This window comes from Bacillus sp. FSL K6-1000 (genome assembly GCF_038630785.1).
Taxonomy (GTDB): domain Bacteria; phylum Bacillota; class Bacilli; order Bacillales; family Bacillaceae; genus Bacillus; species Bacillus safensis.
Genome location: NZ_CP152042.1, coordinates 1,289,020 through 1,315,161, shown reverse-complemented (window position 1 = coordinate 1,315,161; position 26,142 = coordinate 1,289,020). Strand labels below are relative to the sequence as shown.

The following is a 26,142-nucleotide window of genomic DNA, read 5'->3' as shown; positions in this document are numbered from 1 at the left end:
AAAAAGACATGCATCTGGCATGTCTCAGATTGTTGACAAAGGGCTAAAATGCTTGCTTTTAGCCCTTTGTCTTCATTTCAGCGTGATAGAAAACCTTTGCAGTCTAGGAAGGACGAGAACCGGAGCGGAGCGAATTTGACATTCGTGAGCACCGGAGCGCAGGACTGACAACGAATGCGAGGGTTTGTCTACACGCTGAAACATGCATCTGGCATGTCTTTTCCTATTTATTAGCGATTATCAATCGTTTCTGGATACATATCATGGTTCATCATACGATACGATGCCATTTCTTCATACTTTGTCCCAGGTTTCCCATAGTTCGTATACGGATCAATTGAAATACCGCCTCTTGGCGTAAATTTGCCCCAAACTTCAATATATCTTGGGTCCATCAATTCGATTAAGTCGTTCATAATAATGTTCATACAATCCTCATGGAAGTCACCATGGTTACGGAAGCTGAACAAATATAATTTTAGGGATTTACTTTCGACCATGATTTCATTTGGGATATAGCTGATATAAACTGTTGCAAAATCCGGTTGTCCTGTTTGCGGACATAGTGATGTAAATTCTGGGCAGTTGAATTTCACAAAGTAATCTCTATTTGTATGTTTATTTGGGAACGTTTCAAGCACTTGTGGTGCGTAATCAAACAAATAATTGGTTCCTTGGTTTCCTAGTAACGTGACACCTTCTAATTCTTCTGGTTTTCTTGTCGTCATGACATCTCTTCCTTTCTATACGCCTCGTTTATTTCCCCACAATAACGTGTGCAGCTGCGGCAGCACTCTTACGCGGTTTAAGTCTGGATCTTGTGCGACTTGATCTACAAGCGCTTCATATTTCTTTAATAAATGCGTCAATAAGTACGCATCATCACCTGTCGTCGTGTCGTCATTTCCTACCTGCAAATAAAAAGGAAGCTCAGGGTATTTCGCATGAACATCCTTCGCATAGGCTAGATCACGATCATCAAAGATCACGACCTTCAGGCTTGCATGCTGCAATCTATTTCCGTTTTTCAGCTCATCTATGATACGTGTTAGTTTCGTAAAATCTGTTTTCATATTCGAGCTTGGCGGCTTAGGGGAAATGGTTAAATCATCAATTTTCAAAAACCATTCCTGATACATCGTCCCTTGTGTTTCAAGCGCTGTATCAATCCCCTCTTCATGCAGTAAATCAATGAGGGATTCCATTTGTTTTAAAAGCGCCGGGTTTCCTCCTGAAATGGTGACATGAGAAAAAGCCTGTCCGCCTATTCTTTTTAATTCTTTGACAATGTCTTCTGCCTCAAGCCACTGAATATCATGCTTCGCTGAGCCGTCCCATGTAAAGGAGGAATCACACCAGCTGCAAGAGTAGTCACAGCCAGCCGTTCTGACAAACATCGTTTTTTGTCCAATCACCATTCCTTCTCCTTGAATGGTTGGACCAAAGATTTCTAATACAGGAATCGCTTTAGCCATTGATCTCAACTCGTTTCGGACGGTAAATGCAGTAGCTTGTTGGTGTTTCTCTGACAAAGACTTGAACACATGTTGGCTTGTTCGCTAAAGTCGATAAATACGCTGCGACTTTGTCATATACGGTCTTTGCCACCACCTCAGTGGTTGGCATCGCGTATCGATCGCTTGATGAGAATTCCTCGTGATCATTGAGCAGCGTGTGATCGTACTGCCCATGAATGAGCTTCTTCAATGTACTAAAATTGACAAGGAAACCCGATTCATCTAGGTCGTCGCCCGCAATTGTGATATTGATGGTGTACGTATGACCATGAACACGGCTGCATGCGCCCGCATCTTCTCGCGGGATGAAATGGGCAGCCGATACATGCATGTCTTTGTTCAATTCAAATGAAAATGGATGATCGGTTTGTGGATAGATTTGAGAAAGCATTTATTTTGCCTCCTTCATTTCCATATAAGTGTCATAGCCGTTTTTCCGCAGCTTACACGCAGGACATTCCCCGCAGCCATCAGAGATGATGCCGTTATAGCAAGTGAGCGTTTCATTTTTCACAAATTCCAGTGCATTGAGCTCATCTGCAAGCTTCCATGTTTCTGCTTTATTCAGCCACATCAGTGGCGTATGAATCACAAATGGTTTTTCCATTGCTAAATTCACTGTGACGTTGCAAGATTTCACAAACTCGTCACGGCAATCTGGATAGCCGCTAAAGTCTGTCTCACAAACACCCGTGATAATATGTCTTGCTCCAATTTGATACGCCAAAATAGAGGCAAAGGATAAGAACACTAAGTTTCTTCCTGGCACAAATGTGGAAGGAAGCTCTCCTTCTTTTTCCTCAATGTCAATGTCATCTCTTGTTAAAGCATTAGGTGCCAGCTGATTCAAAAGAGACATATCTAATAGATGATTCTTCACACCTAACTTGTCAGCGATTCTTTTGGCGACATCAATTTCTTCTTGATGACGTTGATTATAATGAAAGGTCACTGTTTCTACCTCTTCAAATTGTTGAAGTGCCCATAATAAACATGTCGTACTGTCCTGTCCCCCGCTGAAGACAACGACTGCTTTTTCATTTTTCATTTTCTGTTCTCCTCCTTTTGCAGATGCGTACAACCGTACAACACTGCATCTGAAAGGCTCCTGAAAACCCCTATTTTCCTCAAAAGAAAAGACACCTTTACATGTGTATGAGGTGTCCCAGCCATAAAAAATAAAAAATGCCACATCCAAGGATACGGCAAGTCCTTAGTTTTTTATAGAGGGTTTTGCTAGAACCTCTCCCGTCTTCACGGATTTTTGTTCAATTTTCACAGAGGATAGTGTACCACATATTTTTCATGCAGGCTATCCTTTCTTTACTTACCTAGCGGTGCAGGCACTTTTTTTAGACAAAGAAAGAGAATAAAAAAGATACTGACATAGCCAAAAACCGGGTAAACCGTTGATATCAGTGTACCGTAACCAATTTTACTAATCACATAGCAGCATATGAGAATTAGGGATATCGTAAAGATGCTGTTCATTCGGATATATGCCCTTACTTGTCTCTCCAGCCCGTATAAATTGCCTATGACGGATGTAAAAACTTCACCGAAGATGACAAATAAATAAATGAGATGAATGGAGTTTGCAACTTGATACACCACCTGCGCCATTGGAATATCAAATGCCTCCAGCATATCTAATGAAGAAAGAGATAAAAAGCAAGCAAGCAAAATGAGTGTCAGCATGACGCCCCCAAGCACCGCTCCCTTTTTAATGACTGCTTCAGAGGTCATTTCATTTGCAACGGGTACTAACACTGCCTGTGACAGTGCTAAATTAAAGGCACCATAGGACACTGCTGATAGTATCCACTCGCCCTCACCCATTTGCAGCGCAAGAACATAACTTTCACTGCTGCTAAAAACAAATGAATCAAGAAACACAATCAATGAAAAGAAAATCAGCATTGGAACGACAAGGACGTTAACACCAAATAGCCCTTTTGAACCTTTAAAGAGTACAATGACGCTCAGAATGATCGTCAAAAAGATCCCATACTCCTTCGAAATGCCAAGCTGTTCTTCAAAAATAGCCCCTGCGCCTGAAATCATGACTGAGGTAACACCGAGTAAAATAAAAAACATCACAATATTAATATATCGACTCGCAGCTGCGCCAAATAAAAACCGGTTCATATCTTGATAAGATTCTGCTTTGATTCGTTTCGAAATCAGCATCATTTTTGCACCAAGGCCAGTAAAAATAACACCGCTAATCAGGATTCCTAATAGTCCAATCCAGCCAAAACGAACAAAAAATTCTACGATTTCTTTTCCTGTCGCAAACCCAGCTCCAACCACTGTTCCTACATATACAAAGGCAAGCTGAAAAGCGGATTCATTTGAACGTTTCATGTGACCCCTCCGCACCCATCACTTTCGATTGTCTCTTTTTTATCCTATGAGACAAGTTCCTTGAAAAGAAGGACAAACCATGATTAAATGCAAAAAAGGATTTTTATCCGTCTTTGAGCAAAACAGTTGAAAGTCAAAATAGGTCAGAGTATACTATAGTCAAAGATGGTCAAACAACAGACCATTTTCTTTAACATTCATTGGTCAAATAAAGTCAAACTTTATTTTAAGGAGGTCATGGCAAATGCGTTGTCAACATTGTCAAGTAAATGAAGCAACTATTCGCCTGAATATGCAAGTAAATTCGTCCCGGAGCCAAATGGTTTTATGTGAAGACTGCTATACCTCTTTGATGGAGCAGTCAAAAATGAAAATGGGACCTCAGCTTTTTGGAGGAAGTTCATTCTTCTCTCAGCAGGCAGGTCATGCCCCAAACATGGAGCAGCCAAAACAAAAAGGCTTACTCGATGAGCTTGGCCGTAACTTAACAGATGGAGCAAATGCTGGCTTAATTGATCCAGTCATTGGCCGTGATGAAGAAGTCGCAAGAGTCATTGAGATTTTAAATAGAAGAAATAAAAATAACCCTGTTCTTATTGGTGAACCAGGTGTTGGGAAAACAGCGATCGCAGAAGGACTCGCACTGAAAATTGCGAGCGGCGATGTACCAAATAAATTAAAGAACAAACAAATCTATTTATTAGATGTTTCTTCACTTGTCGCAAACACAGGTGTACGCGGTCAATTTGAGGAAAGAATGAAGCAGTTAATTAAAGAACTTCAGAGCCGTAAAAATATCATCTTATTTGTAGATGAAATCCACCTTCTTGTGGGCGCAGGATCTGCAGAAGGATCAATGGATGCTGGAAACATTTTAAAACCAGCCCTTGCAAGAGGCGAACTGCAGCTAGTAGGTGCGACGACATTAAAAGAATATCGCCAAATTGAAAAAGATGCTGCACTCGAACGACGCTTCCAGCCCGTTATCGTGGATGAGCCAACACCAGATGAAGCGATCGACATCTTAAAAGGTATTCAAGATAAGTACGAGGCCTATCATGGTGTCACCTATTCAGATGAAGCCATCAAAGCGTGCGTTCAATTATCTTCCCGGTATATTCAAGACCGTCATTTGCCGGATAAAGCCATTGATCTAATGGATGAAGCTGGTTCAAAAGCGAACCTCTCCATTGATGCTGCAAGTGAAGATGAACTGACAAACCGACTTGCGCAAATTGCCGCAGAAAAACAGGCTGCGCTAAAAGAAGAACAATATGAAAAAGCAGCGAAGCTTCGCGATGAAGAAGAAGCCATTGAAGCAAGACTTCAAAACAAAACAACTGACAAAGAGCATATCGTTACAGCAGAGGACATTCAGGCCATTGTGGAACAAAAAACAGGCATTCCTGTCGGCAAACTACAAGCAGACGAACAAACCAAAATGAAAGAAATTGATGTCCGTCTAAAAGCACGAGTAATTGGGCAGGAGCATGCGGTTGATAAAGTGGCGAAAGCCGTGAAAAGAAGCAGAGCTGGATTAAAATCGAAACATAGACCGACAGGCTCCTTCCTTTTCGTTGGACCAACAGGTGTCGGGAAAACCGAATTGTCTAAAACGCTGGCTGAAGAATTATTCGGTTCAAGAGATGCGATCATTCGTTTAGATATGAGTGAGTACATGGAAAAACACTCTGTGTCCAAACTCATCGGTTCTCCTCCTGGTTACGTTGGACACGATGAAGCTGGCCAGCTGACTGAAAAAGTGCGCAGAAAACCTTACAGCATCATTTTGCTGGATGAAATCGAAAAAGCACATCCAGATGTACAGCATATGTTCCTTCAAATCATGGAAGATGGGCGTTTAACAGACAGCCAAGGCAGAACGGTCAGCTTTAAAGATACAGTCATCATCATGACAAGTAACGCAGGCAGCGCAGATAAAACGGTCAAGGTCGGCTTCCAGTCTGATCAGGACGAAGCGATTGAGGAACAATCACTCATTGATTCGCTCAGCAGCTACTTCAAACCAGAATTTTTGAACCGTTTTGATAGCATCATTCAATTTGATTCACTAGACAGAGAGGACTTAGTGAAGATTGTTGATCTTCTGCTTAATGAGCTGTCAGAGCAATTAAAAGAGCAGAATTTAACAGTCCATGTCACAAATGAAGCGAAAGAAAAAATCGCAGAGCTTGGATATCACCCTGCATTTGGTGCTCGTCCACTTCGAAGAACCATCCAAGAGCATGTTGAAGATCAAATGACAGAGATCCTTCTTGAAGAGGAGCAGCTTTCTGGATTTACTGTGGATGTTGAACATGACGAAATCGTCGTAAAAAAAGGATAACTACACCTTCAGGATGATATGCACCTCCATCATGTTGCGGCGGCTAAGTTCCATCTGAACGCTGACGCTCCCCCGCCTCTTTTCCTTTACGATAAAAGAAAAAGAGGTGGATCACATGATGAATTGGAGCTACGATCTTGTCAAAATCATGTATGAAGAAAAATTAAAAGAGCTGCTTCATTTAGATGAACCAGCACAAAATGATTAAATGGAGACTCCCTTTATATGAGAGGGAGTTTCTTCTTTTTACATATACAGAAAGCGCTTTCGTCAAAAATTCTTCACAGAAACTGTCTTAATTTTATATTCTGACTAAAACCCTTCTGGAACACACCGATATTAACTATAGAAAAAGATAGTTAAAGGATTTGGTGAGATAATGGACAAAACATCGTTAATTGGTATTATTTTAGCATTTATTGCACTAGGTGTCGGTATGGTTTTGAAAGGTGTGAGTCTAACTGCTCTTCTCAACCCGGCGGCTATATTAATCATCATTGTTGGGACGGTTGCAGCTGTTGTCATCGCATTCCCTTCTAGTGAAATTAAGAAAACACCAAAATTGTTCGGCAAAATTTTCAAAGACAGCCAGCTTCCAACGATTCAAGAAATGATCCCTCTATTTTCCAACTGGGCACAAATTGCGCGTCGTGAAGGTCTTTTGGCATTAGAAGCAAGTCTTGAGGAAGTCGATGATGATTTTCTAAAGAACGGGTTAAGCATGGCAGTTGACGGCCAAAGTGCTGAATTTATTCGAGACGTTTTAACAGAAGAAGTTGATGCCATGTCTGAACGACATCAGTCAGGCGCATTAATCTTTACACAAGCTGGTACATACGCTCCGACACTAGGGGTACTTGGCGCCGTTGTCGGACTTATTGCAGCACTTGCCAACATGGGAGATATTGAAGCACTTGGACATGCAATCAGTGCTGCCTTCGTCGCCACACTGCTTGGGATTTTTACCGGGTATGTATTATGGCACCCATTTGCCAACAAATTGAAGCGTAAATCAAAGGAAGAAGTAAAGCTTCGTCTGATTATGATCGAAGGCATTCTTTCTGTTCTTGAAGGTCAATCTCCAAAAGTCATTGAACAAAAACTTCTTATGTACTTACCAGCAAAAGAACGTGCAAATCTTGTCATTGAAGAAGGAGAAAATCAAAATGGCTAGGAAACGTAAAAACCATGATCATGAAGACCATGTAGATGAATCTTGGCTTATCCCTTATGCCGATCTTCTGACACTTCTTCTCGCCCTCTTCATTGTGCTTTTTGCATCTAGTTCGATTGATGCGGCAAAATATGAACAGATGGCTAAGTCATTTAATGTAGTTTTTACTGGCGGTACTGGTGTTATGGATCAATCCAGCATGCAAAGCACGGAAGAAACTGAACACAGCAACCAAGTCAAGAAAGCAGCCGAGGAAGAGAAAGATGAAGAAGCCAAAGCAAAGGCTCGAGACCAAGCGGTTCTCACAAAGGTCAAACAGCAGGTCGATTCATTCATTGCAAATAAAAAACTTGGTTCCAAGCTCGAAACAAAGCTTACGGATGAAGGACTTCTCATTACGATTGAGGATAGTATCTTCTTTGATTCCGGGCGGGCAGTTATTCGATCTCAGGATGTCCCGTTAGCAAAAGAAATCTCAAAGCTGCTCGTCATTAATCCCGCTCGTGACATCGTCATTAGCGGACATACAGATAATGTACCGATCAGAAATTCAGAATTTGAATCAAACTGGTATTTAAGCGCCATTCGTGCTGTGAACTTTTTAAATATTCTTCTTGAAAACAGCAACCTAGATCAAGAGAACTTTAGTACAAAAGGATACGGCGAATTCAAACCGATTGCCTCAAACGATACAGCAGAAGGCAGAAGTAAAAACCGGCGTGTAGAAGTACTCATTTTACCGATTGAGAAAAAAGCGAAATAAAAAAGGAAGCCAGCGGCTTCTTTACAGTTTGTTGACAAAGGGCTAAAATGATCTTTATTTTAGCCCTTTGTCTTCTTTTCAGCGTGATAGAAAACCTTTGAAGTCTAGGAAGGACGAGCATCGGAGCGGAGCGAATTTGACATTCGTGAGCACCGGAGCGCAGGACTGACACCGAATGCGAGGGTTTGCCTGCACGCTGAAAAGGAAGCCAGCGGCTTCCTTTTTATTTATTCTTGATGATCATATAAATGCTTTGCACGCAGCCCTACATGTTTGAGCATATCGATGCAGGCATCTTTCTCTTCTTCGCTCAGGACACTGATCATCTCATGAATTTCTTTCGCATGATCTGGGAAGATGTCATCAAGCAAAGCTCGTCCCTGCTTTGTAATATGCGCAAATGTCACCCTGCGGTCTTCTGCACAAGCCTTCCGGCTGAGGAGTTCTTTCTTCTCCAATTTATCGACCACATAGGTGATGCTGCCGCTTGCAAGTAAGATCTTATCACCGATTTGCTGAAGCGGCTGATCACCTTTATGATACAGCAATTCTAGCACAGCAAATTCAGTTGGATTCAGCCCGTGCTTCACAATATGTTTGTTCATGTGATGATTAATTGAGCGATAAGCACGTGATAATACAATAAATAATTTCAATGATTTTTCAACATTATGATTTTCCATTTTTTATCATCCTTTATGAAATGCAACCCACTAATGTGACATTAATAAACAATAAGTAAAATGTCAACATTTTGATCCATCTTTAGCATGAAAATGAGACCAGAACGAATCACCTAATTTTTTAAAAATCACACAAGTCATCGTAATAAAGATAGGTTCAATGCTATAATAAGTCTATTAGGTAATACGTTGGAGCGATGAATGATGAGTATACTCAAAGGGTTTTGGAAGAAAATCAGGCTTTACCTTATTTTGGTCATACTTCCAACCCTAATCATTAGTTATTTTATCTACGAAAAAGAAACTGAAAAAATCGATTTAAAGAACAAACAAACCGCTACACTTATGTTAAATATTCACAAAAACCAAATGAATTATTTAATAAGTGAAACAGAAGCGAGATTAACTTCCCTTGCCATGGGATTTGACCAGCCACTTGAGACGAAAAAAGTACAAAACATCCTAGAGAAAATCTATAAACAAGAACCTCGTTTTTCAGGTCTGTATCTCCTAGACAAAAAAGGAAATGTAACAGCAAGCACCACCCCGTTAAAGGAAAAAATCAACCTATCATTCAGAGATTACTTTAAACGCATTCAAGTGACCAAGCAGACCGTGATCACAGACAACTATGTGAGCCGAATTACAAAACAGCGGATTCTCTCCATTTGTGTGCCTGTTCTCGATGAAAATGAAGAGGTCACCAATGTGCTGATTGCCGCCATTCAAATTGATTATTTAAGAAATATTATGAATGTATTGAATCCTGATCTTCATTTTAAAATGCTGAATCAAAATGGACATGTCGTGTTTACAAGTGGTCCACAGCCAGTACCTGAGGGCGGCAGCACCGTGTCTACATATTTAGATGAAAACAGCTGGAAGCTGGAGGTCTTTCCGCAGCGTGCTTCAACAAGTGAAGTGCTGTCTGTGATGCTCATCCCTTTATCCAGTGCGTTTATTTTATTAAATATTTTATTCACACTAGTCCAGTATATCGTGTTAAGGCGGCAAACTCAGCAGGAGCGTCATCAAAATGAAGCGCAAAAGCTTGAATTGATCGGAACACTCGCAGCAAGTACAGCACACGAAATTCGCAACCCATTAACTGGGATCAGCGGATTTATCCAGCTATTGCAAAAGAAGTATCATTCAGAAGAAGATCAGCTCTATTTTTCTGTCATCGAGGAAGAAATTAAACGGATCAACCAAATCGTCAGTGAATTTCTTGTTTTAGGAAAACCAACGGCAGAAAAATGGCAGAATAACTCTGTTAAAGAAATTGTAAGTGAGATCATGCCGATCGTTTTCTCTGAGGCAAACCTTTATAATGTCGAGGTGGACCTACAAATCAATACGATTCAAGATGTGGGCGTGTATTGCACGAAGGATCATATTAAACAAGTGGTTTTAAATGTAGCAAAGAACTCTTTAGAAGCAATGCCAAACGGCGGTCATTTGAAGATTGTGATCGAAGCTGAAAAAGAACATGTCATCATTAAAGTAGCTGATACAGGTGAAGGCATACCAGAAGAGATGTTAAAGCACATCTTCCTCCCCTTTATTACGTCGAAGGAAAAAGGCACGGGTCTTGGACTTGTCGTGTGTAAACGAATCATTTCGATGTATGGCGGAACAATTGATATTCATAGCGAAGTGAATAAAGGAACGACTGTTATGATCATGCTTCCTTCTGCTCACTCAGCATAGCTGAAGATGTCAGCCGGTTTTGCTTATGCAAGACCGGTTTTTCATGTCAATAAGAGGGGCGGTTCACAGATAAAAGACTCATTTGAGACACAAGATCATGAAAGGAGGGGGCAGATTGTTTCTCATGAAAAAGAAGATGCTGATACTCATTCATCAGGTTGTCCAGTTCTTGACTATATTTAATTGTCATCTCACCAGTGTACCCTTCCACTTGAGCAGCTTCTACCATCTGTTTTCTCTTCTCATCAATGGACATCAGCAATTGTTCTTTCCTTACATAAATATTCATGATCTCAGCTCCCGCAATGATTTCGACTGTCTATGCTCAAAATGATCCGACACCAAAATTATACTTTATTTGTAAATTAAATTAAATATGCTTATTTTATTTAATTTTTTACAGCCTAAAGACCTTTTACCCAATCAAATTTGGGGGTAAACTTCAAATTTGGACAGGACTGTCACATTGATTAAACAGAATTTTATCCTATACAGAAGATCAAAATCAACTATTTTCTTTCACATTTTATGTCTAATTTCCTAAAAAAAAGCTGATCTTCCGCCTCATGCGGAATGATCAGCTCTATCATTAAACCGTTTCTTCCTCGTAAATTGGCACCCAGCCCTCAGTTGTGACAAATATGCGAACTGCGACCACTTTGCGATCCTCTTGAAGTGTAAAGTAATGACGGATGTTTGGCGGAACAGAAATTAAATCACCTGGGTTCAATCTTACATCAAAAAAGACGCCATCCTTGCCTTGAATAGCAAAGATTCCGTGCCCGCTCACAATAAAGCGTACTTCATCATCTGTATGGTGATGCTCACGTTTAAAGTTTTGGAGCAGCTCATCAAGATTTGGCGTGGCATCAGATAATGAAATCACATCCTGCGCTTTGTACCCTCTTTTTTCAGAAATACTTTGGATTTCCTTTTGGAAAACAGTCAAAATCTCTTCCTTTTCCTCATCGGTTAAATCATACTTTTCTGATAAACGGTTTGGCAGCTTTTCAATATCCCAATGCTCATAAATAACCCCTTGGTTTTCTAAATATGATGCAACCTCTTGCTCGTTCTCAAGTAATGTGTTCTCTTCATTGTGAATCAAAATCGTCGCCATGTGCTTTTCCTCCTTTTTATCTTACAAGCTGCTGTTGATACAGCGCTAATTTTAAGTGATAGCTAAATAAAAATTCATATGCTTCTAATACTCGTTTTGCTTCAAAGGCTGTTTTTCCCCAGACCGTGATGCCATGATTGCGAATGAGTACAGCACCAGATGACGCCTCTAGTGTCAGATGTTTGGCAAATTGCTCTGCAAGATGCGGAATATGAGCTGGATTTTCAATAATCGGAATCGACACTTCTGCATCCTCTTCCCAATAACCAAGCGCTTTGATGATTTCGTTGCCTTTAAAACGAATCTCTCCCTTATCCCCATACAGCTCTGACATCACATTATTATCAATGGTGTGGACATGGAGACAGCAGCCTGCTTTCGTCCGTTCATACACGTACGTGTGAAGCAGTGTTTCAGCTGATGGCCTAAGCGTCTCGTTCGGATCATGGGGCTGGCCTGCCGCATTTACTAGCACAAAATCTTCATTTGTTTCTTTTCGTTTATCTTTGCCGCTTGCCGTCACCAAAAACGTGATTGGATCATCCGACACCTTGATCGATAAATTACCGCTTGTTCCGAAAAACCAGTCTCTTTGGGCCAGTTCACGTTTAACGTCTGCTAGCTCCTGCCAGCATTTGCTCTTTGCGTCTGCCATTCCTTCACTTCCTTTATTTGAACAAATTGCGCGTGTAGATCAACAAATGTGTCAAACTCCTTATGTACGAGCCCGAGCTCTTGACATTCATTGAGCAAGTAGTCGCGCGCAAACGTAAGATCTGCATGTTTCGCCGCCTCCACATCAGTCACTGAATCTCCGATCATGATGATGAAATCATCCTCATGAGTCAGGTTTCGAATGATTGAGGGCTTGCAGCATCCGCATCCATTTTGACATTGCGTATCGCAGGCATGCGGCCATTCAATCTGAATATGCTCTTCCCCAAATGATGCATGATTGCAATAAATATCGTCTCGATCGACAATGCCTTCGAGGATGGGGTAGACAAAAAAGTCCATCCCCCCACTAAGTACATAGAAAGGAATGTCTGCTTTTTTTACCTCATCGACAAATTCCTTAAATCCTTCTCGAATCTCTGTATCCTCTAAAATAAATGATTGAATGGCTTCCTTCTGATCACTTGTCAGTAATTGAAACATCTGCCCGACGCCTTCTTGAATGGTAATTTCCTTTGACAGGACACTATCCTTCAGTTTCGTCCATTCACTCGGTGCAAACTGTTTCATGATGCGGATGATATTATCATTTTTTGTAATTGTTCCATCAAAATCACAACACACAATTGGTTTTTTCATTATTCTGCTACCCTTCCCCAAAGATCAAGTGCCGCTTTTAAGTCTTGGCAGGAAGCCGCCTTATCTTGGATAGACTCTTCCTGTATAACGGCATCAATGATCGAACGAAATGCCTTCCCTCCGCCGATGGCTCCCCGCGGATGTCCGTGAATGCCTCCACCTGCGTTAATCACATGATCAATTCCAAAATCTTTGATCAATACTGGAACCATTCCTGGATGAATGCCTGCTGACGGGACAGGGAATGTTTTTTGAACCGTATCCTCTTTCACGCAAGCTTCATAGATTCCAAGGGCATCCTTTTTCGGAAGTGCAACCGATCCATAAGGTGAGGGAAAGAGGCTCAAATCAGCGCCAGCATATCGGTTTAATTTGCCTAAAAGAAGAGAATGCGAGAATCCATATTCAGTAGAGGATGTCAATGCACCACTCACTGCGGGATGCGCCATAATAGGCAGTGGAATATCTGGATCCTCAGCTAAGCTTTGCATGACATCAAGACCGTAAGCAAAGACATTGAATAAGAGCGCATCTGCTCCAAGTTCAGCGGCCTTTCTCGCTCGATCCCTCAGGTCAAAGGTTCTGCCCGTTAAATTGACAGCATACAGCGTGCGGTGTCCTGTCTCTTCATAGGTTTCTTTTAAAATCTCTTTTCCTTCTTTGATTCGCTCTTCAAAAGGAGCTAATGGACTTTCAAATAAAATTTCATCGTCTTTGATGAGGTCAACCTCGCCTAATGCCTGTAAACGGAGCTGCTCTTTTAAATCCTGCATATCACGGCCGATAACACCTTTAAAAATACTCATCAATAATGGACGATCAAATACATTTACCTTATTTCGTATGCCATCAATTCCAAATGCCGGTCCTGGCAGGCTTTTTTTAAATTCTTCAGAAAATTGGATATCGACTAGCTTCACTTTTCCGTCTAGTGAAAGCTTTCCAAAAATCGTCGTGAAAACAGCTGGTAAATCTGCTGAAAAGTTTGCCTCAGGATAAGCAATGGTCACCTCTGATTGATAAAGGCCATTTTCGGCTGGAGCAGCCTTTTCTAATACTTTTTCAACTCGGCCTTTATGCTTTTGAAGCTGCTCCTTTTTGAGCTGAGGCAAATCCGTCCATGATCCAACTGTTAAACCAAGCGCGATCTGCTCCGCTTTTCGATTTATTTGTTCATCCTCTCGATGTGTTAATACGTATGTTGCCAGTAATTCACTCACTAGGAATCCCCTTTCGATTGCATCATGCATATGTTCAATAAAAAAACCTCTTCAAGTGCTTCTTGAGCGCCTTAAAGAGGTTATTTCGTGTTATTCATCCGAATCTTATCTCTCAGCGCTTGCTGCAAGAATTAGCACCGTGCTTCATGGAAGTCGGTTGCCGGGCTTCATTGGGCTAGTCCCTCTGCCTACTCTTGATAAGAATATTCAATTTTCTTAAATATTGCCTGAATTATCGCACCATTTTTTTATGTTGTCAATGGCTTTTTTTCAAACAGCTTCAAGGCAGCGATGCGCTGAGCAGCTTCTTGTAACCGCTCCTCGCTTGTTAGAAGCCCTACTCTCACGTACCCTTCACCGTGAGCACCAAAGCCATTACCTGGCGCTACAACAACATGCGCTTTTTCTAATAATAAATCAGAAAAGGCTTCAGATGTATATCCTTCTGGCACCTTTAACCAAGCAAAAAATGATCCCTTTGGAGCACTGACTTCCCAGCCAATTTCTTTGCAGGCAGCTATCCACACATTCCGTCTTTTCTCATATCGGTCATTTTGCACCCGTACGCACGTTTGATCGCTTAATAGGGCTTCCGCTGCTGCATCTTGCGTGGCTTTAAACAACGAGACAAACAAATGATCCTGATAAAGCTCAATCGCTTCAATAACAGACGGATTACCTGCTGCAAATCCTACTCTCCACCCTGCCATATTGTACGTTTTAGACAATGTGTAAATTTCTATTCCCGTCTCTTTCGCTCCATCTACTTGCAGAAAGCTGATCGGCTTTTCCCCATCAAACCCAATGCCGCCATATGCAAAATCATGAACAACACAAAGCTTGTGATCTTTCGCAAATGTAACGGTTTTTTCAAAAAATGAACGGCTTGCCGTAGCCCCCGTCGGATTGTTGGGGTAATTTAAGTACATTAATTTCGCCTTTTTCTTATCATCCTCAGGCAGCAAATCGTAGTCAGGTAAAAAATCATTTTTTTCAAGAAGTGGCATGGTCACCATATGAGCTCCAGCAAGTACAGCACCTGACCAATAATCAGGATAACCGGGGTCAGGGACGAGAAGCGTATCACCCGGATTCAGCAGGCATTGAGGCAGCTCAACAAGCCCTGCTTTCCCGCCAAATAAAATCGCAATTTCCGTCTTTGGATCAAGCGTAACGCCATATTCTCTTTCATAAAAAGCGGCAGCGGCCTTTTTTAATTTCGCTGTTCCACGGAATGAGGAGTATTGATGATTTTCAGGTTTTGCTACCGCTTCCTGCATGGCTTTTACAATGTGCGGAGGAGTTGGCTGATCAGGATTTCCCTGCCCCAAATTAATGATATCTGCCCCTTCCTGCACTTTTTTCTGCACCTTTTGGACAAGGGACGCAAAAAATTGTTTCGGTAATTGTTTCAACACATCTGATTGCTGGAATTCCATTTCTTCACCTTCTATTCAAGTTACGTAACAATACAATCACTGTAATGGATTGTTTTATGAATTGTAAAGCAATTTTGAAAAAAGATTGACATGTAAAGTGCAGCTCTGATAATATCTTGAATTAAGAAATGCAAACAGACACGAAACAATTACATATTGATTTCTCTTATCGAGAGTTGGGCGAGGGATTTGGCCTTTTGACCCCAACAGCAACCGACCGTTAATACCACTGTGAAGTGGGGCGCAGCAAGTAACGCGCCAAGACAATTGTCTTATAGGGCACGGTGCTAATTCCATCAGACGTATGTGCTGAGAGATAAGAGAGGCTTTGAGCATACACACCATCAAGCCTCTTTCTCTCAGGAGAAAGAGGCTTTTTTATATGATTTGGAGGGGAAGCAATTGGTTACACTTACGGCATCATATGAAGAACTAACAGAAAGCTCGGCAGTTGCACTCGCAATTAGACTTGGCTTAATCCAAGAAAGCAGTCATTTGACTTGTACTGAAATCGGCGACGGGAATTTAAATTACGTCTTTCATATTTATGATCACAAACAAGAAAAAGGATTGATCATCAAGCAGGCGCTGCCTTATGCAAAGGTGGTTGGTGAGAGCTGGCCTCTTACATTAGACCGGGCAAGAATTGAAAGTGCTGCCCTGATCAAACAGTCAGAATATGCGCCGCATCTCGTACCAGCGGTCTATTACTCGGATACAGCTCTTGCAGTGACAGCCATGGAGGATCTCTCACACTTAGAAATCGTCAGAAAAGGGCTAATTGCCGGAAAACAATATCCGCATTTATCTGATCATGTCGGAGAATTTTTAGGAAAAACACTTTTTTATACATCTGACTTTGCGACAAATCCTAAAATCAAAAAACAATTTGTGAAGCAATTTACGAACCCTGACCTGTGTGATATCACAGAAAAACTCGTCTTCACAGACCCTTTCTTTGATAGTGAAACAAATGACTTCGAAGAAGAATTAAGAGAATCAGCAGAAGCGCTTTGGGCAGATCTTGAGCTGCAAGCCAAAGCAGCAGAATTGAAGCGTATCTTCCTGACATCAGCTGAAACATTGGTTCATGGAGATCTTCATACAGGCAGTATTTTTGCAAATGAGACTGAAACGAAAATCATTGATCCAGAATTCGCGTTTTACGGTCCCTTTGGATTCGATATCGGCCACTTTATCGCCAATCTGTTCCTGAATGCTTTATCTCGCGAGAATGAACACGAGCAGCAGCACCTTTTTGACCATGTCGTCAATGTATGGGCAACATTCGAAGAAGTGTTCACAAAAGCTTGGAAAGAGGACAGCATTGAAGCATTTAGTGTATCGGACAGCTTTTTAGAAACAACGTTTGATCGGATTTTAAAAGAAGCGACAGGCTTTGCCGGCTGTGAGCTTGTCCGCCGAACAATTGGTCTTGCTCATGCCGCTGATCTTGATGCGATTCCATCACCAACTAGACGGATTCAGCAGAAAAAAGCAGCACTGACACTTGGAAAAACATTTATCAAACAATATCATGCAGTGGAAACAGCGTCTGACCTCGTCGCATTATTCCAGCCATCTGTAAAGGAGTGACGGGTTTTGTCAAAAGAATTTGAAGTCCCCCGTTCTGTCGAATGGGAAGAAAACCGTATTCACATTTTAAATCAGCAAAAATTACCGACCGAAACCGTCTTTGAGCATTTATATACGAAAGAAGATGTGTATGATGCAATTGTGACATTAAAAGTACGCGGAGCACCTGCGATTGGCATTACAGCAGCATTTGGATTGGCGCTTAGTGCGCAAGCCATTGAGACAGAAGAAATCGATGTTTTTAAACAAGAAGTGATTCGAATCAAAGAATATTTAAACAGTGCTCGTCCAACCGCTGTGAACCTTGCCTGGGCATTAGACCGGCTGCTGCAGCGCATTCAGCGTGCAGCGTCAGTGAATGCAGCTAAAACAGATCTTGTCCATGAAGCCATTCAAATTCAAATTGAAGATGAAGAAACATGCAGACAAATCGGCCAAAATGCACTTCAGCTCTTTAAATCAGGTGACCGTATCATGACCATTTGTAATGCAGGCTCCATCGCAACGAGCCGGTACGGAACAGCTCTTGCTCCCTTTTATTTAGCCAAAAAGAAAAATCTTGACCTTCACATTTATGCATGTGAAACACGCCCTGTTCTTCAAGGCGCTCGTCTGACAACATGGGAGCTCATGCAAGGCGGCGTGGATGTGACGCTCATTACTGATAACATGGCGGCCCATACGATGAAAGAAAAGCAAATTTCTGCTGTCATTGTTGGAGCAGACCGTATCGCTCGTAATGGAGATACAGCGAATAAGATTGGAACGTTGGGTCTTGCCGTTCTAGCCAAGCATTTTCACATTCCGTTTTTTGTAGCAGCACCGCTTTCAACCTTTGATGTATCCACCCGAGACGGATCAGATATCCCAATTGAAGAGCGCGACCCGCTGGAAGTAAAGGAATTAAACGGTGTCCCCATTGCACCGCCCGATGTTCAAGTATTCAATCCCGCCTTTGATGTCACTCCTCATCATCTTATTTCAGGCATCATTACAGAAAAGGGAATTATCACATCGAACTATGCAGAAGAGATTGATGCTCTTTTCGCCGAAAGCATCTCCCAATGATCGCAAAAAAGCGCCGTGTTCTTGTCATTTAAGAGCACCGCGCTTTTTTGTTTCTTGATTCGTTTTTGTTAAGATTTCTTTTTTCTGTTCTTCCGTCAAAACGTTCATTTTGACACATAGTGACGTAACTGCATACACTTTACCTTTTTTGCCCCAAAACATGCCAGCGCCCTCCTTTTTCCCTCAACCAACTTTTTTAGCTTAATAAAAGGATATGTCGCTTAGGAAAAATTCGGAACAGGTCAATCGATTTATTTTTGAACAAATGGGATGCCTTCTAATTCAAGGAGGACCGCTTTCATGTCTGTCTTCGATCCTGCATAGCCCGTCAGAGACCGGTCTTTTCCAATCACCCTGTGACACGGAATAAAAATAGGTAATGCATTTCGTCTGTTAGCTTGTCCGATGGCTCTTACAGCCTTGGGATTGCCTATCGCTTCTGCAATGTCTGCATAGCTTTTTGATTCACCATATGGAATGGCCGACAATGCTCCCCACACCTGCTCTTGGAACGGAGAACCTATTTGCTTGAGCGGGAGATCGAATACTCGACGCTCTCCCTTGAAATATTCATCTAGCTGCTTTTTCGCTTCTTGTAAGACAGGCGTATCTGCTTGCTTTAGATTCACTGCCTGCTTTTTTGCTAAAAACGGCTCATCATCAAACATCACCTCGATGATGGCACCGTCCTTTTCTAGTATGTATAATGCCCCGATGGGTGCGTGATAGACGGTATAATACACGTTACTGCTCTCCTTCTTGTTTCTGCTGCCTTAGTGGCAGCGTGAGATGGAAGACGGTTCCTACGCCTTCCTCACTTTCTACCTCAATGGTTCCTTGATGCTCTTCAATAATTTTATAACTAACCATTAACCCAAGTCCAGTTCCTCTTTCTTTCGTTGTATAAAAAGGCTCACCTAGACGCTTTAGCTTATCCTCTGCCATTCCGCAGCCTTCATCACGCAAGGAAATGACAATATGCTCCTCGCCCTTTCGCTGAATGCTCACATAGACATTTCCTTTGCGCGGCATGACTTCAATTGCATTTTTTAAAATGTTAATAAAGACCTGCTTTAATTGGTTTTGTTCACAATATATCAGTGGTATCTCGTCCAGCACATTGAGATGCATTTGAACATTGCCAAGATTCGCTTGTGCGTGCAGGAGATCCATCGTATCCTTCACAATTTGCACCACATTTTTCTCTTCATATACAATAGCTTGCGGTTTCGCTAAAATCAAAAATTCCGTGATGATGGATTCAATTCTTTTCAGCTCTGATGTGATGACATTAAAATAGAGCGAATACTCTCCTTCTATATTTCCTTTTAATAGCTGAATGAAGCCTTTTAATGCTGTCATCGGGTTTCTAATCTCATGAGCAATGCCAGCGGCAAGCTCTCCGACCACATGAAGCGTATCTGATTTTCTCACCCGCTCTTCTAATTCCTTCCTCTCTGTCACATCTCTAAAGATAGCCAAATTCATATTATGGATAATGTTGCGTTTAAAAGAGAACTCCAGTATACGCTGATCTGGATGGTTCAGTACAAATGGAACCTCATTGTCCATTTCATCTAATGACATCGCCTCGGCTGGTTGAGCCAAATTTTCAATTTGATAAGGGGCAAGGATGTGGAAAAGATTCATTTCTGTTAAATGATCGTCCTTCAATTGAAGCAGCTCGCTTGCAGATGGATTGACTTCAATGATTCGGTATTGATTATCAAAAAGAACAATGCCGTCCATTGACCCATTAAATACTTTACGGAATTTGAGCTCACTTTCGCGCAGCTCCTGCTCCATTCTTTTTCGATCACTTACATTACGTAAAATGGTTAGGTGCTGTCCTTCTAATACCGCATGTTTTGATGTAAACTCAAGCTCTTTATACTGCCCATTTGCCATTTTGAACAATAGCTCTTCCCTTATTTCATGATTGCGGATATAACGTCTTCTTGTTGGTCTATATCTCTTATCAGATTTGACGAGAAAGTCGGTAAGTTTTTTGCCAATCAGCGAGTGCATCGGTAATTCAAAAATTCGGCAGGCTGATTCATTGGCTCTCACAATCTCTCCATCATCCGCCCATATGATGATGGCATCCATTGCATTTTCGAAAATTTCTCTAAAGCGTTCTTCACTTTTTAACAGTTTCTCTTCCATCAGTCTTTTTTCTGTAATATCACGCATTATGGACATATAAAAACCACTCATCACATTTGATGTAATGGTGAGTTCGAATAATTTTTGCTGGCCAGATTGAAGGGTAACAGGAAGCTCCCCTTTTGCTTTCCCTGTTTCTTTAAGTGACGTTAAAAGATGCTGCAAAGCTGGAAGATTATCGCCTTCAACAAATTCATGTAAATAGCGGTCGGTTAAATCCGTTTTTTGCAGCTCAAAGCTCTGACAAAAAGAATGATTCGCATCAATCATGCAGCCATCCTGATCAAATATGACCATCCCGTCAATGGCCCGGTCAAACAAATCTTTGAACAGCTGTTCATTCATGGAGCGTTCCCGTTCTAATATTTTTTTGGAGGAAATGTCTCGCATGACCACAATATATTGCTGATTCATGGTGTCATGCTCTGCAACAAATTCAATGTATTTTGTTTCACCACTTTCAAGCTGAATGGAGATTTCTCTTTTTAACGTACCTTTTCGAAAAAATAGATCGAGTGAGCATTCAACTTTATCTTTCGGGATGCCGTATAGGAAATCTAGAACGGATTTATTGAGGAGGTCTTCCTTCGGTGTCTGTACAAGCCTGCATGTTGCTTCGTTGGCTTGGATGATGTTGAGGTGTTGATCAAATATAAAAATGGCATCTAGCGTCTTATTTAACAGCATTTTTTGCTGCATCAACTCAGTTCGCAAATATTCGTTCTCTTTTTCTAATTTTCTGATATCTCCTGCAGGGGTTAATCTATTGCCATCGAGCGTTTCAGTCATTCTCTTACACTCCTTTTCCAGCCTCATTCCTCTACAATATTTCTACAATATTTTCATTGTTCCTTCATTCGACTCATAAAAAAAGATAACTTTTTACACGAAGACTGTCTCATTTATTTCATTTGGATGACAGGATTGTATAACATTTCACTTTTCTTACGCTTCTTTTACAACCGTTCTACAATTTCACATCAAATAGCGAATTAAGCAAAAATGTATTTTAGAATGGGGCAAATAAGGGAACAGTGCACTTAGAACATTTATGTTTGAAATCGAGCAGGAAAGGTGATGTTATGGCATCTTCACGAGATAGTTATTTTGATAATGCAAAATTCCTTCTGATTTTTCTAGTTGTTTTTGGTCATTTGTTACGATCATTCATTCACGATAATGACTGGATGCTCTATTTATACAAGTTTATTTATACCTTTCACATGCCCGCCTTTATTTTAGTTTCTGGCTTTTTTGCAAAAGGGTTTAGAAAACCGGGCTTTATGAAAAAAGTCGCCGTTAAGCTGATCATCCCATATTTAATCTTTCAGGTGATCTATTCGGTTTACTATTACCTATTACAGGATCAAAGCATAACCAATTTAAATCCAATTGATCCGCAATGGTCCTTATGGTTTTTAATTAGTTTATTCTTTTGGAATTTGCTACTTATTCCTTTTTCAAAACTGCCGTTCCACTGGGCAATGATCGTCAGTTTATCGATTGCATTACTTGTCGGTTATGTGGACAGCATCAGCAATACACTCAGCTTATCACGTACGTTTGTCTTTTTGCCTATGTTTTTAGCTGGATTTTATTTAAAAAAGCAGCATTTTGAATTCATTCGTACAAGCAAAGGAAAACTGGCAGCACTTTTTGTATTAATGGCTGTCTTCCTGTTTTGCTACTTCTATGAATTTGATTATTCCTTCTTATTTGGCTCAAAGTCGTATGCTTCTCTAGGAGATGAAGGAATGATTGCGGCGATGAAACGAATGGCATGGTATTTGCTTACATTTGGTGCTACATTCAGCTTCTTTGCATTAGTTCCAACACGCCGTTTCTTCTTTACAAAATGGGGAACAAGAACGTTATATGTTTATTTATTACATGGCTTTGTGATCAAGCTGCTAAGAACCACTTGGTTTGATGACTGGGCGCTAAATGCAGCAAGTGTTCTTATTTTATTGCTGCTGACCATTCTGTTAACCTTTACCCTGTCTAGCACTTTTGTTAAAACCGTTGCACAGCCAGTGATTGAGCTCAAAATGAACAACTTCATGCGAACGATCACCGGCAGGCAGGGGAGTTATATCAAATAAAAAACGATCCTTATTGGATCGTTTTTTCTATTTCTTATTCTGCTTACATGCAGCATCTTTCTTTGGCTTCATCAACGTATCAATCCATTTGCTGCTGTTGATATCTCCAAGCTCACTGCCAAATTCCTCTTCTAAAATATCTGGGTCCATTGGCTTTTTATGGTCCTTCATCTCTTTGCTCTTCACATGCTTCTTAGTCACGAGATGCCCCCCCTTGTTTCCCTTTATGAGAATTTCGGTTTGCCTGACGATCTCTTGATTGTTCATCAAATTGGGTTTGTCCTTGATCATGCGCCATGCTTTCTGTCGGCGTCATATTATTTGTTAATGCTTCATTTTTCGCTGCTTTTCTTTTCATCTGAATTCAGTCCTTTTTTGGCAGGTTTAGTTCTTCTCTTAATTGGTCAAGGAATTCCTTCATCTGCTTGACCGTCACTGGCTTTTCCTCAGGTTTTAACTCATAGCCAATTTGTCCATTGGCTTCTAGCGTGGCTTTTTTGAGACTGCTGATGTCAGTGATGCCTTGCTGCTTTAAACGCATTCTAAATTCGTCCCTTGTGAGCCTTGTTTTCTTCAGCTTATGATCAAGCATTTCGCCATCCTGTAAAATCACGACCGATTTGCCTGAAAGCAACTTTTCAAAGAAATCAGATTGAATCGACAGTTTTTCCATAATGACAAGTGCCACAATAAAGATGGTAGCTGCATAAATGGTTTCAAGTAAATTATGCTCAATAAAGGGTTGGATAATAATCGATCCGATTGAAATCATAATCACTGTTTGTTGTACAGTTAATTGACTAATGGATTTAGGCCCTGCTATTCTCAGCAGCAAGGTACCAACTAGCAGCATGACAATTGCTTTCCATAACACATCCAGCACGTCTCGTTCACCTCTTACCTATAGATTGCGAACATCCCATGTGATTTAGCCAGTTAGATAATGGAAATAAAAAAACAGCATTCAAATTGAATGCTGTTTAGCCAATGATGACTCGCTCTTTCGGATATTGATAATTCGCTTCGCTTTCTCTTCGGCCGATTAAATATAAAAAGCTTGGAATACCGATCCGTCCAATAAACATGACAATCATGATGATACATTTACCAAACACAGTGAGATCTGAGGTAATCCCAAGCGACAGTCCCGTTGTTCCGAAAGCAGAGCAAACTTCAAATAAATTTTCAAGAAGTGTATTATGCTCTGTTAAGGATAACAGGAACGTAGCGCCAAAAACCAAAATAAAGGCCATCATGGTCACCATAAGGGATTTATTAATATCCGCTTGATGAAGCTCCCTCTTGAAGATTTTTATGGACTTATTTCCCCTAGCATAATGAAACAATGCGAGTAAATTAAGGGCAAACGTAGTTGTCCGAATTCCGCCCCCCACAGAGCTTGGGGAAGCCCCGATAAACATGAGCATACATAAAAATAAAAGCGTCGGTTCGGTCAGCTGCGTAATATCTAACGTTGTCAGCCCCCCGCTTCTTGTTGCAGTCGATTGAAACAAAGAGTAAAACAAGATTTCGTGCCAGCTTTTCCCTACGAAGCTAAACCCGGCTTCAAGTGCATAGATTCCAAGCGCTCCAACAACGACAAGACCGCCAAACGTGAGCGTTGTGATTTTTGTAAACAATGAGAACGATGCGTGCTTTCGGTCCTGATTGAACAAATAATCCTTCACTTCCACGAGCACAGGAAAACCAATCGCTCCAAAGATGATCAGCAGCATTGTAATAAACTGGACGAAATAATCATCTTTGTAAGGGATAAGCGAGCTCCCCGTAATATCGAAGCCCCCATTGGTTGTCGCACTAATACTCGAGAAGAAGCCATGTAAGAAAGCTCCTTGCACATCATAATATTTGAGAAAATACATGCTTAATATCAGCCCGCCGACAAACTCAATCAGTAAAATTAAATATAAGACCTGCTTCATTAGTTTTACAATTCCAGATAAATTGCTCTGGTTTTGATCTGCCATGATAAGTTTTCTTTCTTTAATCCCAATTCTTTTTCGCATGACAAGCCATACGAAGGTACCGAGCGTCATAATGCCAATGCCTCCGATTTGCAGAACAAACGCAAGGATCCACATCCCTGTGACACTAAATGTTTGTGAGGTGTCGACAACAGTCAGTCCTGTGACACTTACAGCACTCACCGCTGTAAACAAGGCATCAATGAATGTCCATTTGACTCCCTCTTGATGAGCCACTGGAAGGCTGAGAAGAATAAGCGACACGGTTACAGCAAGAAAATAATAAAGGGCAATCAACTGAAACGCTGACAGCCGGTCAATTAGCTTTTTTATAGGATTCATTGTCATTCCTTCTTTTATCTATCTTTTCGAATACCTTTATCATTTTAATGAAAAGAGACATGATTTTAAAGCTATTTTATGCTTTATTTTCTTTTTCATCAAAAAGAAAAAAGACATCCTGTAAAAGAATGTCTTTTCGTCCTTCTTATTTTGCTTCCAGTCTTCTGATTCTTTCGTTTAAATCAGGGTGTGTTGAGAAAAGAGAAGCTTTTCGTTTACCGCTGATTTTTAGCGTAGCGACTGCTGTTTGATCATCATCTTTGATTCTTGACGTGTACGCCTCAAGTGAACGAAGCGCATGAATCATTTTATCTTTACCCGCAAGGTCGGCTCCGCCGCGGTCTGCATGGAATTCACGGTGTCTAGAATATGCAAACACGACAAGACTTCCTAGGATAGAGAAAATGATTTGGAAAACAATCACAGCGATAAAGTGAACAATCGGCACAAGCTCTTCACGTGAAACAAAACGGCTTGCGATCCATGCCGCAATTCTTGAAAGGAAGACAACGAACGTGTTGACGATTCCTTGAAGCAGCGTCATCGTCACCATGTCACCATTTGCAACGTGAGCGACTTCGTGGGCGATTACACCTTCAACTGCTGCATCATCCATTTCATGAAGCAATCCAGTTGATACCGCAACAAGTGATCTTCTCTTCGAAGGACCTGTTGCAAATGCATTGACTTCAGATGATTGATAAATACCAACCTCAGGCATTTTAGAAAGGCCTGCTGCTCTTGAAAGTCTGTGCACGCGGTCAACAAGCTGCTGCTCATCATATGTTAATGAATCCTTTTCTGGATTTAACACACGTACACCCATCATCATTTTTGCCATCCAACGAGACATTGCAAGTGACATAAACGAGCCAACAAAACCAACAACTGCACTGAATACAAGAAGATAAAGGATATCAAGTCTTCCGTCTGCTCCTATATAAGAACCAACACCAGTTGCTGCACTAATAACCGACAGTACAATACCAATCGTAGTGATAACAAGAATGTTCGTTAATATAAACAGAAATATTCTCTTACCCATACATAACCTCCGCTGTCATATTAAGTTCAAATGAACTTATTAATAAAATTATAAAAATAAACGTCTCAAATTGCAAGGAAAAAGGAATCACTTTCTCTGTTTATCATAACGGCTAAAGCCCCGTCACATCAATATTTACGACATTTGCTCCAGCTTAAAAGTGAACAAATTGTGACGCGCCGGC

The 26,142-nt window shown here is 41.0% G+C and carries 27 protein-coding genes and 3 riboswitches; of the genes, 7 read left to right on the top strand and 20 right to left on the bottom strand.

Annotation, left to right across the window (positions count from 1 at the left end; all coding sequences use genetic code 11):
• Positions 1-230: 230 nt before the first annotated feature.
• The 5 genes from queF to MHI46_RS06630 all read right to left on the bottom strand — a co-directional run bounded on the left by queF (position 231) and on the right by MHI46_RS06630 (position 3,884).
• Entirely contained in the window at positions 231-728 is a 498-nt protein-coding gene (gene queF, locus MHI46_RS06650; RefSeq protein WP_003211403.1) for a preQ(1) synthase, read from the bottom strand.
• Between the two features lie 15 nt (positions 729-743).
• A complete protein-coding gene (gene queE / locus MHI46_RS06645) occupies positions 744-1,475 on the bottom strand; it encodes a 7-carboxy-7-deazaguanine synthase QueE (RefSeq protein ID WP_047202223.1) in 732 nt (243 codons plus the stop codon).
• Positions 1,468-1,908, bottom strand: a complete 441-nt coding sequence (queD, locus tag MHI46_RS06640; protein WP_260775880.1) for a 6-carboxytetrahydropterin synthase QueD — start codon at positions 1,906-1,908, stop codon at positions 1,468-1,470. The genes queE and queD overlap by 8 nt, the downstream gene beginning before the upstream one ends.
• Positions 1,909-2,565, bottom strand: a complete 657-nt coding sequence (queC, locus tag MHI46_RS06635; RefSeq protein WP_059376926.1) for a 7-cyano-7-deazaguanine synthase QueC — start codon at positions 2,563-2,565, stop codon at positions 1,909-1,911.
• A gap of 159 nt (positions 2,566-2,724) precedes the next feature.
• Positions 2,725-2,769: riboswitch (PreQ1 riboswitch) on the bottom strand.
• Positions 2,770-2,840: 71 nt separating this feature from the next.
• On the bottom strand, positions 2,841-3,884 hold the full coding sequence (locus MHI46_RS06630) for a hypothetical protein (protein WP_260775879.1): 1,044 nt from the start codon (positions 3,882-3,884) through the stop codon (positions 2,841-2,843).
• A 244-nt stretch (positions 3,885-4,128) separates the two neighbouring features.
• Between MHI46_RS06630 and MHI46_RS06625 the strand changes: the two genes are divergently transcribed.
• From MHI46_RS06625 to motB, 3 genes are all read left to right on the top strand, one after another.
• Complete coding sequence (locus MHI46_RS06625) at positions 4,129-6,231, top strand: ATP-dependent Clp protease ATP-binding subunit (RefSeq protein ID WP_059376921.1); 2,103 nt, start codon at positions 4,129-4,131, stop codon at positions 6,229-6,231.
• A 379-nt stretch (positions 6,232-6,610) separates the two neighbouring features.
• Positions 6,611-7,405 carry a flagellar motor stator protein MotA gene (gene motA, locus MHI46_RS06620; RefSeq protein ID WP_024424680.1) on the top strand — a complete coding sequence of 265 codons (795 nt, stop codon included), beginning with the start codon at positions 6,611-6,613 and terminating at the stop codon, positions 7,403-7,405.
• Positions 7,398-8,168: a flagellar motor protein MotB gene (motB, locus tag MHI46_RS06615; protein ID WP_039178076.1), complete on the top strand. Its 771-nt coding sequence runs from the start codon at positions 7,398-7,400 to the stop codon at positions 8,166-8,168. The genes motA and motB overlap by 8 nt, the downstream gene beginning before the upstream one ends.
• A 227-nt stretch (positions 8,169-8,395) precedes the next feature.
• Here motB and MHI46_RS06610 read toward each other — a convergent pair whose 3' ends face one another.
• Complete coding sequence (locus tag MHI46_RS06610; RefSeq protein WP_034281539.1) at positions 8,396-8,851, bottom strand: MarR family transcriptional regulator; 456 nt, start codon at positions 8,849-8,851, stop codon at positions 8,396-8,398.
• Between the two features lie 204 nt (positions 8,852-9,055).
• On the opposite strand from MHI46_RS06610, the gene MHI46_RS06605 reads away from it, so the two are divergent.
• A complete protein-coding gene (locus tag MHI46_RS06605) occupies positions 9,056-10,561 on the top strand; it encodes an ATP-binding protein (RefSeq protein ID WP_228279978.1) in 1,506 nt (501 codons plus the stop codon).
• A gap of 46 nt (positions 10,562-10,607) precedes the next feature.
• Here MHI46_RS06605 and MHI46_RS06600 read toward each other — a convergent pair whose 3' ends face one another.
• The 6 genes from MHI46_RS06600 to MHI46_RS06575 all read right to left on the bottom strand — a co-directional run bounded on the left by MHI46_RS06600 (position 10,608) and on the right by MHI46_RS06575 (position 15,654).
• Entirely contained in the window at positions 10,608-10,850 is a 243-nt protein-coding gene (locus tag MHI46_RS06600) for an aspartyl-phosphate phosphatase Spo0E family protein (RefSeq protein ID WP_039178071.1), read from the bottom strand.
• Positions 10,851-11,150: 300 nt separating this feature from the next.
• Entirely contained in the window at positions 11,151-11,681 is a 531-nt protein-coding gene (locus MHI46_RS06595; protein ID WP_024426834.1) for a cupin domain-containing protein, read from the bottom strand.
• Between the two features lie 16 nt (positions 11,682-11,697).
• A complete protein-coding gene (locus tag MHI46_RS06590; RefSeq protein WP_047202786.1) occupies positions 11,698-12,336 on the bottom strand; it encodes a methylthioribulose 1-phosphate dehydratase in 639 nt (212 codons plus the stop codon).
• Entirely contained in the window at positions 12,300-12,995 is a 696-nt protein-coding gene (locus MHI46_RS06585; protein WP_342503182.1) for a 2-hydroxy-3-keto-5-methylthiopentenyl-1-phosphate phosphatase, read from the bottom strand. The genes MHI46_RS06590 and MHI46_RS06585 overlap by 37 nt, the downstream gene beginning before the upstream one ends.
• Positions 12,995-14,215: a 2,3-diketo-5-methylthiopentyl-1-phosphate enolase gene (mtnW, locus tag MHI46_RS06580; RefSeq protein WP_058838972.1), complete on the bottom strand. Its 1,221-nt coding sequence runs from the start codon at positions 14,213-14,215 to the stop codon at positions 12,995-12,997. The genes MHI46_RS06585 and mtnW overlap by 1 nt, the downstream gene beginning before the upstream one ends.
• A gap of 102 nt (positions 14,216-14,317) precedes the next feature.
• Positions 14,318-14,419: riboswitch (SAM riboswitch) on the bottom strand.
• Between the two features lie 44 nt (positions 14,420-14,463).
• Positions 14,464-15,654: a pyridoxal phosphate-dependent aminotransferase gene (locus MHI46_RS06575; protein WP_212052105.1), complete on the bottom strand. Its 1,191-nt coding sequence runs from the start codon at positions 15,652-15,654 to the stop codon at positions 14,464-14,466.
• A 163-nt stretch (positions 15,655-15,817) separates the two neighbouring features.
• A riboswitch (SAM riboswitch) is annotated at positions 15,818-15,977 on the top strand.
• Between the two features lie 79 nt (positions 15,978-16,056).
• On the opposite strand from MHI46_RS06575, the gene mtnK reads away from it, so the two are divergent.
• On the top strand, positions 16,057-17,250 hold the full coding sequence (mtnK, locus tag MHI46_RS06570) for an S-methyl-5-thioribose kinase (protein WP_260775877.1): 1,194 nt from the start codon (positions 16,057-16,059) through the stop codon (positions 17,248-17,250).
• Between the two features lie 6 nt (positions 17,251-17,256).
• On the top strand, positions 17,257-18,318 hold the full coding sequence (gene mtnA, locus MHI46_RS06565) for an S-methyl-5-thioribose-1-phosphate isomerase (RefSeq protein WP_212052109.1): 1,062 nt from the start codon (positions 17,257-17,259) through the stop codon (positions 18,316-18,318).
• 24 nt (positions 18,319-18,342) lie between these two features.
• Here mtnA and MHI46_RS06560 read toward each other — a convergent pair whose 3' ends face one another.
• The 3 genes from MHI46_RS06560 to MHI46_RS06550 all read right to left on the bottom strand — a co-directional run bounded on the left by MHI46_RS06560 (position 18,343) and on the right by MHI46_RS06550 (position 21,273).
• On the bottom strand, positions 18,343-18,480 hold the full coding sequence (locus MHI46_RS06560) for a hypothetical protein (RefSeq protein WP_186304662.1): 138 nt from the start codon (positions 18,478-18,480) through the stop codon (positions 18,343-18,345).
• An 89-nt stretch (positions 18,481-18,569) separates the two neighbouring features.
• On the bottom strand, positions 18,570-19,061 hold the full coding sequence (locus MHI46_RS06555) for a methylated-DNA--[protein]-cysteine S-methyltransferase (protein WP_058838968.1): 492 nt from the start codon (positions 19,059-19,061) through the stop codon (positions 18,570-18,572).
• A 1-nt stretch (position 19,062) separates the two neighbouring features.
• Positions 19,063-21,273 carry a PAS domain-containing sensor histidine kinase gene (locus tag MHI46_RS06550; RefSeq protein WP_039178058.1) on the bottom strand — a complete coding sequence of 737 codons (2,211 nt, stop codon included), beginning with the start codon at positions 21,271-21,273 and terminating at the stop codon, positions 19,063-19,065.
• A 293-nt stretch (positions 21,274-21,566) separates the two neighbouring features.
• Here MHI46_RS06550 and MHI46_RS06545 point away from each other — a divergent pair, with 293 nt between their 5' ends.
• On the top strand, positions 21,567-22,586 hold the full coding sequence (locus MHI46_RS06545) for an acyltransferase family protein (protein ID WP_342503181.1): 1,020 nt from the start codon (positions 21,567-21,569) through the stop codon (positions 22,584-22,586).
• 27 nt (positions 22,587-22,613) lie between these two features.
• On the opposite strand, the gene MHI46_RS06540 is transcribed toward MHI46_RS06545, so the two are convergent.
• The 5 genes from MHI46_RS06540 to htpX form a co-directional block, all read right to left on the bottom strand.
• Entirely contained in the window at positions 22,614-22,787 is a 174-nt protein-coding gene (locus MHI46_RS06540) for a hypothetical protein (protein WP_189292461.1), read from the bottom strand.
• On the bottom strand, positions 22,780-22,944 hold the full coding sequence (locus MHI46_RS06535; protein ID WP_087975542.1) for a hypothetical protein: 165 nt from the start codon (positions 22,942-22,944) through the stop codon (positions 22,780-22,782). The genes MHI46_RS06540 and MHI46_RS06535 overlap by 8 nt, the downstream gene beginning before the upstream one ends.
• A gap of 6 nt (positions 22,945-22,950) precedes the next feature.
• A complete protein-coding gene (locus tag MHI46_RS06530; RefSeq protein ID WP_039178055.1) occupies positions 22,951-23,469 on the bottom strand; it encodes a YetF domain-containing protein in 519 nt (172 codons plus the stop codon).
• A gap of 97 nt (positions 23,470-23,566) precedes the next feature.
• Positions 23,567-24,913 (bottom strand): TrkH family potassium uptake protein, encoded by a 1,347-nt coding sequence (locus MHI46_RS06525; RefSeq protein WP_342503180.1) that lies wholly within the window; start codon positions 24,911-24,913, stop codon positions 23,567-23,569.
• 145 nt (positions 24,914-25,058) lie between these two features.
• Positions 25,059-25,958: a protease HtpX gene (gene htpX, locus MHI46_RS06520; protein WP_144464785.1), complete on the bottom strand. Its 900-nt coding sequence runs from the start codon at positions 25,956-25,958 to the stop codon at positions 25,059-25,061.
• Positions 25,959-26,142: the final 184 nt, after the last annotated feature.